Below are 14586 nucleotides of genomic sequence, written 5' to 3'. Positions count from 1 at the left end.
TAGAATCAACGCCTTGATGGTGGTGGAGGTGCGCTGTGGGCTTCATCGAGGGCGATAGCAGAGATCAGATCAGCCTGCTGCCACCCTGCATCGACGACTACGTAGCGCCAGACGCTCTCGTCCGCGTCGTCGATGCTTTCGTCGCGAGTCTGGACCTGGCCGAACTGGGCTTCGACCGGGTCATCGCGGCCGCGACGGGCAGGCCGGGATTCCAGCCCGGTGACGTGCTCCGACTCTACATCTGGGGATACCTCAACCAAGTCCGTTCATCCCGTCATCTCGAAAGAGCCTGCGTGCGCGACCTGGAGGCCATGTGGCTCCTGCGGCGCTTGGCTCCCGACTACCGAACCATCGCCGCGTTTCGGCATGACAACCCGGAGGCGATCGTCGCAGCCAGTGCGGCTTTCGTTCAATTTTGCCGAGAGCATGGGCTTGTGGGTGGCCGCGTTGTGGCGATCGACGGCACGAAGATGCGGGCAGTGGCGAGCCCAAAAAACATCGCGGGCGCTGAACGGCTCGGCCGCGATATCGCGCACACCGAAAAGGAGATCGCCTACTATCTCGACCGGCTCGACATCATCGACGAGACGGTGGCCCAGGGCTTCGACGATCAGCCGCTGCATCGGGAGAGCTTCAGCGCAGCCATCGCTTCCCTGCGGAGACGGAAGGATCGGTTGGTCCGACGGCAGCAGGAGCTGGAACGCCGCGAAGAAAAGGTGCTGGTCTTCGGCGAGCCTGAGGCGAAGCCGATGGGCTACGTCCGCGCGCCCAAGATGCCATCGTATAATCTTCAGAGCGTGGTCGACGTCGATAGCGGACTGATCGTCCATCATGACGTCTACAACGACGCCAACGACAGCCACATGCTGCATCCCGTCTCGGCGGCGGCAAAGAAAGTGCTGGAGGTCGATGAGATCCAGGTCCTGACGGACGGTGGCTACTCCAATGCTGAGGAGATCGCCCGCTGCGAGCGAGAGGGCATAGAGGTGGCCGCTCCGATCAAACGCGGCGCTATGAGTTCCGATCATTTCCGACCGGCCCAGTTCGTCTACGACGACGCCAGCGACACTATCCGTTGCCCGGCCGGAGAGACGCTGCGACCGTCCGGCCTCCATACACGGAACCGGGCGATCCGCTATCGCACGCCGGCTTGTGCGAGCTGCCGCCTGAAACCGCGATGTACGCCAGGCGCCCAGCGCACGATCCATCGCCTGGTCGATCAGGGGGCGCTCGATCGCATGGAAGCGAGAATCTACGCCAACCCCAGCCTGATGAGGATCCGCCGGTGCACGGTCGAGCACCCGTTCGGGACAATCAAGCGTATGTCAGGTGGCGGAAGATTCCTAACTAGAGGACTGAGGGCGGTGAAGGCCGAAGCGGCACTCTCAGTCCTCGCGTTCAATATCCTCCACGCCGCGAATGCCTTCGGCGCTGCGGCGATCACGCCGAGCTGAACCGCAAGCCCGCTTTGCAGCCGCCGCAGTCGATCACGTGGTATCAAGTTCTTGCACAGCCTGGGGGTCTCCCCGCAGAAGGGGTCGGCCGAGACCGAGGCTCGGCCGCAGGGGAAGGCTTTCCCCTATCAGGCAAGGGAACTAGAGGCACATGGATGCCATCAACTGTGCTCGGCTGTTCTGGACCTGGCCCTTGCCAGACGGCGTCAAGAGATCGAACTTTTACCCCGGATAGATTAATGTCGACGAGGTCGGAACGATGCCACAGCTAGATGCAGGCGAGCCCATCTGGACAGTCGATACCTGGATTGTGAAGCCAGAAAGAGAAGCACACTTCTTGAAAAATTGTGGTGCCTTAGGGCCAGGGAAGATGACGGTGTATCGAGACGTCGAGAAGGCCAGCTTCTTCTGGTCGCCTGCCAAGTGGGAGAATCGCGGCGCGCTTGATGAGTGGCGAACGAGCGACCAATACAATGCTGGCCTCGCGCTCGTGGCTGATGACGTGCTCGAACATAAGACTCATTTGATGGAAAGCGTGCCGGAGTTTCCACCGAAGTGAACACTTCAGGATTGCGGACGCCACGACCGATAGCGTCGGTCGGTTCTTCACGCTCCCGCTCGGCGGCGCGAGAGTATCGCCGCTGAAGGGTTGGCTGAGACCTCTTGAGGCTCGACCGCAGGGAAAGGGCTTTCCCCATTTGAGAAAGGATGAGTTATCGTAGTTGAGCTACGACAGCGGCAACAAAATCAAACAATTCGGTCTATCGCCGCTCCAGGAACCCCCGTCCTTCGAAGATCGCCGGCATCGCCTTCTCAATTCGCGCGACCCGTGTCCCAGACAGCTTCGCGCCGGCGAAGTGAAGCAGGTATCCCCTTTGCCGACCTGGCGTCAGCGCCTCGAAGGCGCGCTTGAATCGCGGGTCGTCGCGGAACTTCTCCTTTAACTCCTTGGGTACGGGAATCTTGGGGGGCTTCGTCTCGACCTTCATTCCGGCCTGCGCGGCCGCCACGGCCTCGCGCACATAGGCGTTGATGGTGGCTGTCTTGGCCGCAATCTCCCCGACGCTGGTGAACTTCATCACCCGCGCCGCGTGAACCTGCCCGAGTTGCACCAGCAGCTTCTTCGTGTCCTTCAGCAGCGCACCCTGAAAGAAGCCCAACGCACAATATTCTTTGAAGTCCTGAATAATGACGACGTTTTTTCCATCCAGCGCGTAGCAGGGCTTTCCCCACTTGCATTCCTCACGAAGATCGAACTTGGACAATATCCTTTGCAGCTCGGCAATCTCAGCTTGCCACCGCTCTCGATACGCCATCTCCATGCTGCACCTCCGTTGTTAGAAGCTGCCTATACTCATTCGCGGGTGACGTTTGCCGAGAATTGGCCGACCGATATCGATCGAGGCAACAGGATCAAAAACGGCTGCGTCTACGCTCGGCGCTGCCATTGATGAACGTCGCTAAGCGCTTCCGATGATGCGACGGCCCGCGCCAAGCGGGATCACCCATCCGCCGGCGCGATCGGGACGCGCGAATTCATCGTGCGTGCTGGTGACTAACCGCTCGCGCACCGTGTTAGTCTCGCCCTCGATTGCCGCGTCGATGAGATTCCGCTCTATGCCGACAAAGACCGGGCGTAGGTTGAGGCGGGCGAGCACGTCCTGATCGACAGGACCTGCCGTCGCGTCGGTCAGGGGTCCCGCCCGTGTCACGATTCCACCCACGAGCCCGTCAATAGCGCTCGGCCCATCCACTTCCCGTATGGGCGCAGCATTCAAGAGAACTCGGGCGCTCGCGACGTCGCGCTGAAGCCCGCTTTGCATGCGTTCGCGAGCGAGGCGTCGAAGCGCACCGGCGAGTTCGGCATGGCCGAGGGGGTCGATGAGGTTGGCGATGTGGTGACGAAGGAGCCCGATGAAGACGGCGTCCTTGTCTTCCGCATCGATCGGCTCACCCTCGTCGACCGGATCGCGGACCGACAGATATGCCTGCGCCGGCCCATTTAACGCTGCGCCCCAGCGCGTCGCGATCGCCACGCGCTTGATCGTCACCTTCCGTCCTCTGGCCGTCACGTCAATGCGCTGGGCCTGCGTCCATCCCCTCGTAAGCGCTTTGCCGGGACCGCTGGGGTCATGGCAGCCTTTGGCCTCGGCCACCGTCAGGGAAGTGAGATCGGCGGCGCAGGCCACCCAATCCGGCAGATCGCCGCGGAAGCGGCGGACGATGTCGATGCGGCGCCGACCATCAAGAAGCAGCGATCGGCTCGCGAGGTGCGCGAAGATGGAAAGGTTGAGATAGCGCTCGAGATACGCGCGCGCCACAAAGCGCCCGAACAGACCTGACAGCGCGACCTTCACCTCGCGCGCTTGTCCCAGAGGTTCCTTGAAGATGAAGGGCGTGCCCGGACCAGTCGCTGCGAGCAGGGCATCCAGAATGGACCAGGCGCCATAAGCAGCGCCGGGAGTTTGAAGCACTTCGCGGATGCCAGCATCCTCGATCTCAGAAACCTCCAGATCGACGGTTGGGCCAGCGACGGGGCTGGCAGATGCAGGGTCGAAGCTATGGATAAAGGTTCGCGTCACAGCGCCAACGCCCGCTTGAGATCGTCGTGCTCAAAAGCGCTGGCCATGCGGGTGATCTCGGCGGGCCGGGCGCCGGCTTCTTTCGCGATCTCCCGCCAGGTCGCCGTCACGACCGCAACTTCCTTGATGATGGCGCGCGCTGGCGCGAGGCCGAGGCCGAAGTACTCGGAGGCCGCCTCGAGGAGATCGATCGAGCAGGTGCCTTCGTCCAGATCGATATTCGTCGTCAGCACCCGGGCCTTGAGATCGGTCGGGACGGGGTTGAGGTCATAGACCGGGGAGAGCGACCAGCCCGCCTTGCCGAGCCACAGGAAGCCGTGATTGCGCAGGTGATCATCCACATTCGAGATCAGCACGTTGAGGGCGACGCGACGATACAGCGCCTGCGCGTCGGTCTTCGCTTGCGCCCCGTCCCGCGTCAACGCATCGACGATTTCGGGATAGCGGCCGCGCTCGCCGTCCTTCGATCCCGTCATCGCCATGGCGGAGAGGAAGGGAATGCGAATGGCGCCGTGCCGATCGAAGCGCCGAGACAGGAGCACCGCCTTGCCGCCGACCCGCAGCAATTCGTGGGAGGGCGTGGCGATGCCGGCCCGCGCCGCCAGGCGTAAGGCAATCTCCTCCCAGGTCTCCAAGCTGTAGTCGTCGGTTTCCTTGGGGAACTTCGCGATGGAGAGGTGGCCATGCTGATCGATGATCGATGCCTTGGGGCGTGAACCCCCAAGCGATGATCCGGGTGCGAAGATGAGCTGGAGATCCTCGTCCGTCTCCTCGTCGCGAAGAACGCGCTCCGTCACGGCGAGGAGACGCCCGAGCTCGATCAGGGCGGGCACGCCCGCGCGAAGCGGCGCCTGAAACACGTTATCGCCTGCCCAGCGGAATCGTAGCGCGCCAAGACGGGTCTCATCGGCGACGCCGAGAAGATAATCGCTTTCGGCGAGGGTTCGGACCGCGCGGCCTTCGCGCTCGGCCGAACGCCGCTCGGCGCGCTGCATGAGGCGGCGCCCCCAGGTGTCGGGGGCTGAGTCGCCGAGGGACCCGAAGATGGCTTGTCCGGCCGGCGGCGCGAAGCCGCCGCGGGTCAACGCGAGGGCAGGCTCGATCGAGAAGCGTTCCGGATCGGCGAGCCATTCCGGCGCATACTCGAAGACGACAGTCTCAGTGCCGCGCACTTTGTTGCTGCGCGCCAGGCCGACCGGACGTGTGCGTCCCTTGAGGTCGATATGGACTTCGATGTCAGCCATGATCGGTCGGCCTCGGGGGGCGCTTGAGACGTACGCGCTTCGGCAGCTCCGCGCTGGCCAGGGCTTGGCCGACGCTGTCGCGGGCGATGTCGGCGATCTCGCCCAGGCCCTCGAGCAGGCCAAGCGCCTGCAGGACGGCGGCATAAATACCGATGCTGACATTGGCGTCGCCGGCTTCGACCCTCTGGAGGGTCGAGCGGGACGTAAAGGCGCGCTCGGCCACGACCGCCATGGGCAGCCGTCGGCGACGACGGGCGTCGTGGATGTCCGCGCCAAGCTTGCGCAGGACGCGCCGCACGGCGGCAGGAGGATGGTGTGGCGTCGGCATTTTGTGTTCTTTATGCTACCAAGACGCTATTTATGTAGCATGAAGCTTACAAATTCTCTACCGGGAAGGAGCGCCCCGCCGCTGCTTTGGCGGCAGCACTTGAAACGCCCGGCCATTGGCCGTACATTATACACAACCGAGGGGAGAGCTGAACAGATGACAGAAGCTATACGGAAGTCGGCTCGCAGCCGGGTTCGTGGCGAACGTCTCGAGACCCGCGTGACCGCCGAGCAGAAGAATCTCATTGAGCGCGCTGCGGCACTGCAGGGGCGGACCGTGACCGACTTCGTGCTGACAAGCGTGCAGGATGCTGCCCGGCGCGCGATCGAGGAACACAGCCAACTCACTCTCTCGGTGCGTGACAGCGAGGCTTTCGTTGATGCGCTGTTAAACCCGAAACCAGTCAATGATCGTCTCCGTGACACGGTGCGCCGTTATCGCGAGCGAGCCGGCGTTTGACGCGTGGCCGGTGGCATTGAAGAGAGTCTCCGCGTCGAGCCGCTGGTTTCGAGCCACGACCGATCAGAGTTTGAGAGCGGCGTAGAATCGCTCGACCGATATTTTCGGACGCAGGCAGGACAGGACGCGCGGAAGAATATGGCCGCGCCATTTGTACTGGTCCTGCCTGAGGGGACAATCGCGGGCTACTACACGCTGTCCTCTACGTCGGCGCAACTCGCCGAGCTGCCGGCGCAAACGGTGAGGAAGCTGCCGAAATATCCGCTGGTCCCGGCGACGCTTTTGGGCCGCCTCGCTGTAGACCGGCGCCACCAAGGAAAAGGTTACGGCCGGTTTCTCTTGGGCGATGCTTTACACCGGGCGGCCCGCAGTGAGATTGCGTCGTTCGCGGTGATCGTGGATGCAAAGGATGAAAACGCCCGCCGCTTCTACGAACGAGAGAGTTTTTTGCCGTTTCCGGATCAACCTATGAAGCTATTTCGGCCGATGACTGATATCCGGCGGCTGTTCGATTAATTTAATGCTGCAATGCTGTACGCGTCTTAAAGAAACAGAGAGAAGCGGGGGGCTCAGAAATGAAGGCATTTGAATTCGACCATCGTCTCGTCGATTCCTATGCCCGTTTTTCGCGGTCTTTCAGCACTGTTCGATCTGATGATCTGAAGTCAGAGATTGATCGACAGTACGATGCCGGACGCTTCTGGCCGGAGGCGCTTCTGTCGCTCAACCCTCGATACCTTCAGGGGCCAACCGTCGACGATCTCGTCGCTTCAGGCGTTCTCGACGAAGCGACAGGCAAAATATTCCGGTTTGGATCGGCTCCGCTGCGGTTACATCGCCACCAAGCACAGTCCGTCGCCAAGGCTCAGGCAGCCCAAAGTTATGTGGTTACGACCGGAACCGGCTCGGGCAAGTCGCTCTGCTTTTTCATCCCCGTCGTCGACACAATCGTTCGCGCGCGAAAGACAGGTAAGGCTCGCAGAACCAGCGCCATCATCGTTTACCCGATGAATGCACTGGCGAACAGTCAGATCAACGAGATCGAGAAATTCATCTCCCAGTCCGGCCTGCCCGCCGAGCTACGGCCGGTTGTGCGACGTTACACCGGGCAGGAAAGTCAGGAGGAACGGCAGCGGATTGCGGACGACCCACCGGATATTCTGCTCACCAACTTCATGATGGCCGAACTGCTGCTGACGCGGCAGGATAGCCTCGACACAAAAGTTATAGAGAACGCGAAAGGTTTGAACTTCATCGTTCTTGATGAGCTGCATACTTATCGCGGCCGTCAAGGTGCCGATGTCGCCATTCTCGTTCGTCGCCTTCGCAATCGCTGCACTCCGGACAAGGCGCCAATCTGCATCGGGACTTCGGCCACCATGGCCAGCGAAGGATCCGATAGTAACCGAACGCAAGCCGTGGCGGACGTCGCATCGCGTCTTTTCGGGACGTCCATCGGGCCAGAGTCCGTTATCGATGAGTCGCTTGAACGGGCGACCGATGATCGGCTGAAACTCGATGACGTACGCCCGAAGCTTGCGCCCATACTGACCTCTGTACTCCCCGATGTGTTGACCGACAAGATTCTGAGAGAGCATCCGCTCGCAGTTTGGACTGAATTGGCGATCGGATTAGATGACGCGCAGGAGCTCAAGCGCAAGAAGCCAATTCCTTTTGAAGAAGCTGTAGCGCTGCTGTCAAAAGATAGTGGCGTGGAAAGCGAAACTTGCCGAAGCAGTCTTGAGGCATTCCTCACGCGCATCAGCCTGCCGGAAACTGAACGAGGCGGTTCGGGAACAGGCGCGTTCCTGGCGTTCAAACTCCATCAGTTCATCTCCGGTGCAGGCGAGGTTTTCACCACGCTGGCCGAAAAGCCCAGAAATGTTCTGTTTGAAGGTCAGCTCGAAGATCCCAACGCGCCCGGCCACCGTCTTTATCCGACCCGTTTCTGCCGGGAATGCGGACATGAGGCCCACGTTGTCACCAAGTCTGAGGACGCCGAAGGCACCTTATTTCTGCCAAGGAATATCGACGATGCGCCGCTCGATGATCAGGAGGGAGATGCTGCGGGCTATCTGACGCCCACGGGCGACGGCGATCCTGACTATGCGTTCACGGGTGAGATCGAATCCTATCCCGAGGACTGGCGCGAGGAGCGCAACGGCGTCGAACGGCTCCGCGCGAACCGAAAACGCCGGGCGCCTCAGATGGTGACGGTCTTGCCCGACGGACGCTACGGTTCATCGGGGAAGAGCTTCTGGTTCATACCCGGCAAGTTTGGGTTCTGCCCATGCTGTCTCGATCAGCCGCATCCCAATATGCGGGAGCGCACTAAACTGGCGGGCCTGTCGGGCGAGGGTCGAAGCTCGGCCACGACGCTTCTCGTTGCGACCGCACTCGAATGGATGAACAGGCGCGACAGTGGCGTCCCTAAAGAAAAGCGCAAGCTCCTCGGGTTCACGGACAATCGTCAGGATGCCGCCCTCCAGGCCGGGCATTTCAACGATTTCTTGTTTGTCAGCCTCCTGCGTGGCGCGATCCTTCGGGCCGTTTTAGATGCAGGCGACGAGGGCTTGACCGAGGACGAATTCGGCTTGCGGACCGTGAGGGCGCTCGGCTTCACCGCCGCTAATCGAGATGCACGCGTCCATTGGATGCAGGATCCCGAGGCTGGAGCAGTTGTTCGGGAGGACGCTCAACGTTCCCTCCAAAAGGTCCTTGCTCATCGGCTCTGGACGGATCTACGCCGAGGATGGCGCTACACAAACCCGAGCCTCTCCGTTCTCAAGCTGATCGATGTCGAGTTCATCGGCCTCGATGAAATCGCGGAAGATACCGCGCGCCTGACAGCCATACGGCCGGAGTTCGGCGCGCTCGACGCGAGCGCGCGCAAGGCAATGCTCAAACTCCTTCTCGCCTCGATGCTCGACGGCCTGGCCGCCGGAACGGAAGCTCTCGATCCGACGGTTCTCGAGGGAGTTGCCCAGAAGTCCCGTAACTTGTTGCGCGCCCCGTGGGCAATCGACATTAAGGAGACGCCCCGGAGCCGAACGACTCTGTTCCTTCAGGCCCCTGGCAAAGACCAGGTCAGCCTGCGAGAGGAACAGACGATTGTTCGCGCCGGCCACAATTCCCGTATTGGACGCCTCATCAATCGCAAGAGTGTCATCGGGATCAAACTCGGCAGGGCCGACTACCTGACGGTCATGACCGGGCTAATGGGCCTCCTCGCACGAGAAGGATTGGTGTCGCGTGTCGACTTGGAGGAAGACCTGCAAGGGTGGCGCCTGTCGCCATCAGGCGTCCGTATTGTGCCCGGCGAAGCCATTCGGAGCGGTGCAGCGCAGGGCAACCGCTATTTTCACGATCTCTATCATGAGATCGCTGCCGATCTGAAAGCTGGCCAGAGCAGCTTTTGGGGCCTCGAGGGGCGCGAACACACAGCGCAAGTGTCCCAGAGACAACGTGAATGGCGCGAGTGGCGCTTTCGATTCGAAAGGGACGATCAGCAGAATCTCGCCAAGAATGCCGCCGATCTCAAGGCGGCTGGCGAGTCGGAGCAGTTTCTGCCCGCACTGTTCTGTTCGCCGACCATGGAGCTCGGCGTCGACATCTCGGCGCTCAATACCGTCTACTTACGAAATGTGCCGCCTACGCCAGCGAATTATGCTCAGCGCGCTGGTCGCGCCGGGCGTTCCGGGCAGGCCGCTGTTATCGTGGCCTATTGCGCGGCTCAATCACCGCACGACCAGTATTTTTTCGAACGGCGCAACGAGATGGTGGCCGGCGTTGTCCGTCCGCCGGCGCTGGACATCACCAATGAAGAGCTCGTGCGTTCGCACTTACACGCAGTCTGGCTTGCCGAGACGAAACTCGCCTTGTCTCCGGACATTCCGGAGATCCTCGATCTGGCTCAGACCGGCTACCCGCTGAAGCCGGAAATTCACGACGCCATCGACCGGCCCGAGCTAGCAATAGCAGCGCACGCCCCGATGAAGCGGATTCTCGATCAGATTCTCGCTTCTATGGAGGGCCGGAAGCCGGCGTGGATGATCGAGCCCGATGAGTTTGTCGCCCAGGTGGCCCAGCGCGCGCCTCTGGAGTTTGATCGTGCCTTCGGTCGTTGGCGGGAGCTCTATAATTCAGCCCGAACGCAACTGATGGAAGCTAACGCGCGATCAGAGATCACAGGTCTCTCGGGTGCCGACCGTCGTCGAATCAAAGCTGCGCAGATGCAGGCAAGCGACCAGATCACGATCCTGGAGCAGGGGAAGGCCTCAAACGGCTCCGACTTCTACTCCTATCGCTATCTCGCAACGGAAGGCTTCCTTCCAGGTTACAATTTCCCTCGATTGCCTCTCTATGCCTTCATTCCGGGCGAAGGAAAGACTGGGTCGTTTCTCCAGCGCGCCCGTTTTCTTGCCATCTCAGAATTCGGGCCACGGAGTCTGATCTACCACGAAGGCCGTGCCTACAGAGTCATGAAGGCGAAATTGCCACCGGAAGTCCGAACTGGGGACGGAGCGGAACTTGCGACCCGAGATATCTACATTTGCTCGAACTGCGGCGCCTGTCATGACAGCGAGGTGGAGCGCTGTCACGCGTGCAACAGTCCAATGGCAGACGAGATGCCAGTACAGCGGACTCTCAGGATCGACAACGTTGAAGCTGCCCCTGCTGAGCGGATCACGGCAAATGACGAAGAGCGCGTCCGGCAGGGATTTGACATTCAGACCGTCTTTTCCTGGCCGAAACGGGACGGCCGCGTGCAGATCATCGAGGCTGATTTTCGCTGCGAGGACACTTCGATCTTTAATCTGCAATATGCAAACAGTGCCGAGATCAGCCGCATCAACAAGGGACTGAAGCGGCGCGCAAATCAAACCGTTTTCGGCTTCTATATAGATCCGCGCAGCGGCTACTGGGCGAAATCGGATGACGAAGATCCCGATGTCGATGTACCGCCGGATGTCGTCAAGCCAGTTCGGATTGTCCCCATCGTCCGTGACCATAAAAACGCGCTGCTCTTACGTTTCAATGACCCTACCGCGTATGCGCCAACAACAATTGCGACGGTCCAGCATGCCCTCATGAGGGGCGTCGGAGTCGTCTTCCAGCTCGAGGAAGGCGAGGTTCTTGGGGAGCCGTTGCCCGACCGCGATAACCGTCGGGCCGTCCTGGCCTATGAAGCCACAGAAGGCGGCGCCGGGGTGTTGAGCCGCCTGATCGAAGATCCGCAAGCGCTCGGCAACGTTGCCCGCGAAGCGCTAACCCTGATGCATTTCGAGAAGGTCGATGAAGCAATTACAGCCGGCAATGCCAAGCTGCTCGTGAACCGTGATGGCGAAGCCTGTGTTCGCGGGTGTTATCGCTGTTTGCTCTCCTACTTTAACCAGCCCGATCACGAGTTGATCGATCGAACGAGCGATGAAGCGAAACAGATGCTGATCGATCTGGCGCGGGGGCAGGTAGTGCTTGCCCCAGTGCCGAGTCATTCGGTCGAGGGCGGGGGCTGGATAAATGCCTTCAAGGACGCCGGGCTTCCGCCTCCAGATGGGTCCAGCATCAGCTTTTCTGATCAGGAGATGAGTTTCGTTTGGCGCAGCCACTTCGTCGCTGCTTGCGTCTCTTCTCTGACGAACGTCACCCGCCAGGAAGCTGAATCCAAGGGGTGGACGCTGTTTGAGTTGCCGGGATCGATTGCTACGGGTGTGCCCGACGCGATGATCTCGATCTTTGAGGGGACGTCCCAATGACGGTGAATTTCGCCCCCGGAGATCTGGTCCGTGCCCGCGGGCGTGAGTGGGTTGCGTTGCCGTCGCCGCAGGATGGCGTTCTGGCGCTTCGCCCCCTCTCGGGCAGCGAGAATGATGCGGTGATCCTCGACCCGAAGCTCGAGATCTTCCCGGTCCAGCCTGCTCGTTTCGATCTGCCTGCCGATGCTGCCGCGACGGTTCAGGCCAAGGCAGCACTGCTGGCGGATGCGATGCGTCTGACGCTGCGGCGAGGTGCCGGACCTTTCCGGTCCGCCGCGCAGCTCGCCTTCGAGCCGCGGACCTACCAGCTCGTGCCCCTGTTGATGGCCCTTCGCCTGTCGGTGCCGCGCCTTCTCATTGCGGACGATGTCGGAATTGGCAAGACGATTGAAGCTGGCCTGATCCTGCGCGAGCTGATGGATCGGGGTGAGGTGGAAGCCTTCTCGGTGCTCTGCCCGCCGCATCTTGTTGAGCAGTGGGTGGGAGAGCTGAAGGGTCGCTTCGGGATCGATGCTGTCGCAGTCACATCCGGCACAGCGAGCCGGCTGGAGCGTGGCCTGCCGCTCGCCCAAACCCTGTTCGACGCCTATCCCTTCACGGTCGTCAGCCTCGACTACATTAAGGCCGAGAAGCGCCGCGAAGGTTTTGCGCGCGCTTGTCCGGACTTCGTGATCGTGGATGAAGCGCATGCCTGCGTCGGCACGCATCAGGGACGACAGCAGCGCTTCGAGCTTCTGTCGGGGCTCGCCCGAAATCCAGAGCGGCGGATGGTCCTTCTAACTGCAACGCCGCACTCCGGAGACGAAGACGCCTTCTCACGCCTGCTCTCCTTGATCGAGCCGTCATATGCGTCGATGGACTTCGACGACGTTCGCTACCGTGAGCGCCTTGCACGGCACTTCGTGCAGCGACGCCGTATCGACCTCGTTTCGGGGGACTGGCACGAAGATCGCGCCTTCCCGAAGCATGAGACGACGGAGTTCGCATATCGCTTATCCGAGGCCCATCGCAGGTTTCAGGAGGCGGTGCTCGATTACTGCTTTGGCATCGTCTCGCGTGTGGGATCGGGGCAGCGGGAGCAGCGCTTGGCCTTCTGGGGCACGCTCGCCTTGATGCGCTGCGTTGGTTCGTCGCCGGCCGCGGCGCTGAGCGCCCTGCGAAACCGCATGGCGACCGATAGCGATCGGCTCGAGCCACAAATCTACGATGAGGACAGCGACGACGAGGACGCGGTCGACATCGAACCAGGTACGACCTTTGACGCCGACCCGGAGCTTCTCGCTCTGGTGAAACAGGCCGAGGACGTCGTCGGCAAGCCAGACCCGAAGCTATCCGCTTTAGTCGACGCACTGACGCCACTTATTAAGAAGGGCGTCAACCCCGTCGTCTTCTGCCGCTATCTGGCGACGGCCGAGCATGTCCGTAATGGCCTGCGCAAGGCGTTCCCGAAACTGGAGATCGAAGCGGTGACGGGCGTTCTTACGCCGGATGAGCGCCGCGATCGCGTCGCCGACATGGCGACGCTCGACGACGAAAAGCCGGTCCAACGCATCCTCGTCGCCACGGACTGCCTATCCGAAGGTATCAACCTCCAGCAGCTCTTCGACACGGTTGTCCACTACGATTTGTCTTGGAATCCGACGCGTCACCAGCAGCGCGAAGGACGAGTGGACCGCTTCGGCCAGCCGGCAGAACTCGTCCGATCGATCATGATGTTCTCACCGGACAGCGCGATCGATGGCGCAGTGCTCGAAGTCATCCTCCGGAAAGCCGAGGAGATCCGAAAAGCGACAGGCGTGACTGTACCGCTCCCCGAGGAGCGAGGGCCGGTGACGGATGCGCTGATGGCGTCGATGATGCTGCGCCGAGGCGTGTCCCGTCAGCTCACGCTCGATCTTCGCCTCGACGACGGTGCCAAGGTCATGGAGGCGCGGTGGCGCGACACGGCCGAAAACGAGAAGAAGTCTCGCGCGCGTTTCGCCCAGAACGCGATGAAGCCAGAGGAAGTCGCCCCGGAATGGGAGAAGGTCCGCACGCTTCTCGGCTCTCCAGCGGATGCCAGGCTCTTTGTCGAAAGGGCGATGGCACGCTTCGGCGTACCCCTGGAGAGCCGGAAAGCGGTGCTCCTGGCTCATGTCGACGCCCTTGATGCCGGTCTGCGAGAGCGTTTGGCGGAGCACGATCTCAGCGGATCGGTGCGCCTAGCGACGACCGAGCCGGCGCCGTCGGGGACCGCGCTGCTGACCAGGACACATCCCCTGACATCGACTCTCGCCGAGGCGCTGGTCGAGGCTTCGCTCGATCCGGAGTCCCTTTCTGGTCTCGGCATCGGCCGGGTTGGCGCCTGGCCGACCGCCGGCGTCCAACAAATGACTCGCCTGGCCCTCCTGCGTATCCGTTTCAAGCTGACCGTCCACGCCCGCAAGGAACGGCTGCTGCTGGCGGAGGAGGCAGCCCTTGTCGCGATCCAGAGCGGTCGGATCGTGGCAGTTGGGGAAATCGCTCGGGAATGGCTCAGTGCACCAGCCACGTCGGACCTCGCGCCTGTCGCACGCGACAGGTTTATCGCGAGAGCGAAGGAAGATCTCCTGGGCCTGCTCGAAGGGACGATCGCCGAATTCGTCCGGTCACGCGCGCACGAGCTCATGTCGGATCATGCTCGTCTTCGCGCCGCGTCAGGGTCTGCCTCGCGTGTCACCGTGGAGCCCGTGATGCCACCGGACGTCATAGGTCTGTTCGTGCTCATGCCGGGAGAGGCGTGAG

At 61.6% G+C, this 14586-nt stretch carries 10 protein-coding genes; 6 read left to right on the top strand and 4 right to left on the bottom strand.

Annotated elements, in window-relative coordinates:
• The first annotated feature begins 35 nt into the window (after positions 1 to 35).
• Both VHC04_RS08295 and VHC04_RS08290 read left to right on the top strand, forming a co-directional pair.
• Entirely contained in the window at positions 36 to 1454 is a 1419-nt protein-coding gene (locus VHC04_RS08295; RefSeq protein ID WP_325679949.1) for an IS1182 family transposase, read from the top strand.
• Between the two features lie 259 nt (positions 1455 to 1713).
• Entirely contained in the window at positions 1714 to 2013 is a 300-nt protein-coding gene (locus VHC04_RS08290; protein WP_325679947.1) for a hypothetical protein, read from the top strand.
• A 202-nt stretch (positions 2014 to 2215) separates the two neighbouring features.
• On the opposite strand, the gene VHC04_RS08285 is transcribed toward VHC04_RS08290, so the two are convergent.
• The 4 genes from VHC04_RS08285 to VHC04_RS08270 form a co-directional block, all read right to left on the bottom strand.
• Complete coding sequence (locus VHC04_RS08285) at positions 2216 to 2776, bottom strand: YdeI/OmpD-associated family protein (protein WP_325679945.1); 561 nt, start codon at positions 2774 to 2776, stop codon at positions 2216 to 2218.
• Positions 2777 to 2914: 138 nt separating this feature from the next.
• Complete coding sequence (locus VHC04_RS08280; RefSeq protein WP_325679943.1) at positions 2915 to 4036, bottom strand: hypothetical protein; 1122 nt, start codon at positions 4034 to 4036, stop codon at positions 2915 to 2917.
• Positions 4033 to 5280 carry a type II toxin-antitoxin system HipA family toxin gene (locus tag VHC04_RS08275; protein WP_325679941.1) on the bottom strand — a complete coding sequence of 416 codons (1248 nt, stop codon included), beginning with the start codon at positions 5278 to 5280 and terminating at the stop codon, positions 4033 to 4035. Before VHC04_RS08275 ends, VHC04_RS08280 begins: the two co-directional genes overlap by 4 nt.
• Entirely contained in the window at positions 5273 to 5608 is a 336-nt protein-coding gene (locus VHC04_RS08270; protein ID WP_325679939.1) for a helix-turn-helix domain-containing protein, read from the bottom strand. The genes VHC04_RS08275 and VHC04_RS08270 overlap by 8 nt, the downstream gene beginning before the upstream one ends.
• Before the next feature lie 156 nt (positions 5609 to 5764).
• Between VHC04_RS08270 and VHC04_RS08265 the strand changes: the two genes are divergently transcribed.
• The 4 genes from VHC04_RS08265 to VHC04_RS08250 are packed head-to-tail and all read left to right on the top strand — an operon-like array spanning position 5765 to position 14585.
• Positions 5765 to 6067, top strand: a complete 303-nt coding sequence (locus VHC04_RS08265; RefSeq protein WP_325679937.1) for a DUF1778 domain-containing protein — start codon at positions 5765 to 5767, stop codon at positions 6065 to 6067.
• A 3-nt stretch (positions 6068 to 6070) separates the two neighbouring features.
• Positions 6071 to 6583, top strand: coding sequence for a GNAT family N-acetyltransferase (locus VHC04_RS08260; protein WP_325679935.1), 513 nt, complete (start codon positions 6071 to 6073; stop codon positions 6581 to 6583).
• 59 nt (positions 6584 to 6642) lie between these two features.
• Positions 6643 to 11823 (top strand): DEAD/DEAH box helicase, encoded by a 5181-nt coding sequence (locus VHC04_RS08255; RefSeq protein WP_325679933.1) that lies wholly within the window; start codon positions 6643 to 6645, stop codon positions 11821 to 11823.
• Complete coding sequence (locus VHC04_RS08250) at positions 11820 to 14585, top strand: DEAD/DEAH box helicase (protein WP_325679931.1); 2766 nt, start codon at positions 11820 to 11822, stop codon at positions 14583 to 14585. The genes VHC04_RS08255 and VHC04_RS08250 overlap by 4 nt, the downstream gene beginning before the upstream one ends.
• Position 14586: the final 1 nt, after the last annotated feature.

The sequence above is a fragment of the Rhodopila sp. genome (assembly GCF_035548095.1).
In the GTDB taxonomy this organism is placed as follows: Bacteria; Pseudomonadota; Alphaproteobacteria; order Acetobacterales; family Acetobacteraceae; genus Rhodopila.
This window is presented reverse-complemented; position numbering and strand designations above follow the sequence as displayed.

Coding starts and splice junctions, on each gene's coding strand:
- VHC04_RS08290 (WP_325679947.1), top strand. CDS start 1,714: ATGCCACAGCTAGATGCAGGCGAGCCCATCTGGACAGTCGATACCTGG.
- VHC04_RS08285 (WP_325679945.1), bottom strand. CDS start 2,776: ATGGAGATGGCGTATCGAGAGCGGTGGCAAGCTGAGATTGCCGAGCTG.
- VHC04_RS08275 (WP_325679941.1), bottom strand. CDS start 5,280: ATGGCTGACATCGAAGTCCATATCGACCTCAAGGGACGCACACGTCCG.
- VHC04_RS08270 (WP_325679939.1), bottom strand. CDS start 5,608: ATGCCGACGCCACACCATCCTCCTGCCGCCGTGCGGCGCGTCCTGCGC.
- VHC04_RS08265 (WP_325679937.1), top strand. CDS start 5,765: ATGACAGAAGCTATACGGAAGTCGGCTCGCAGCCGGGTTCGTGGCGAA.
- VHC04_RS08255 (WP_325679933.1), top strand. CDS start 6,643: ATGAAGGCATTTGAATTCGACCATCGTCTCGTCGATTCCTATGCCCGT.
- VHC04_RS08250 (WP_325679931.1), top strand. CDS start 11,820: ATGACGGTGAATTTCGCCCCCGGAGATCTGGTCCGTGCCCGCGGGCGT.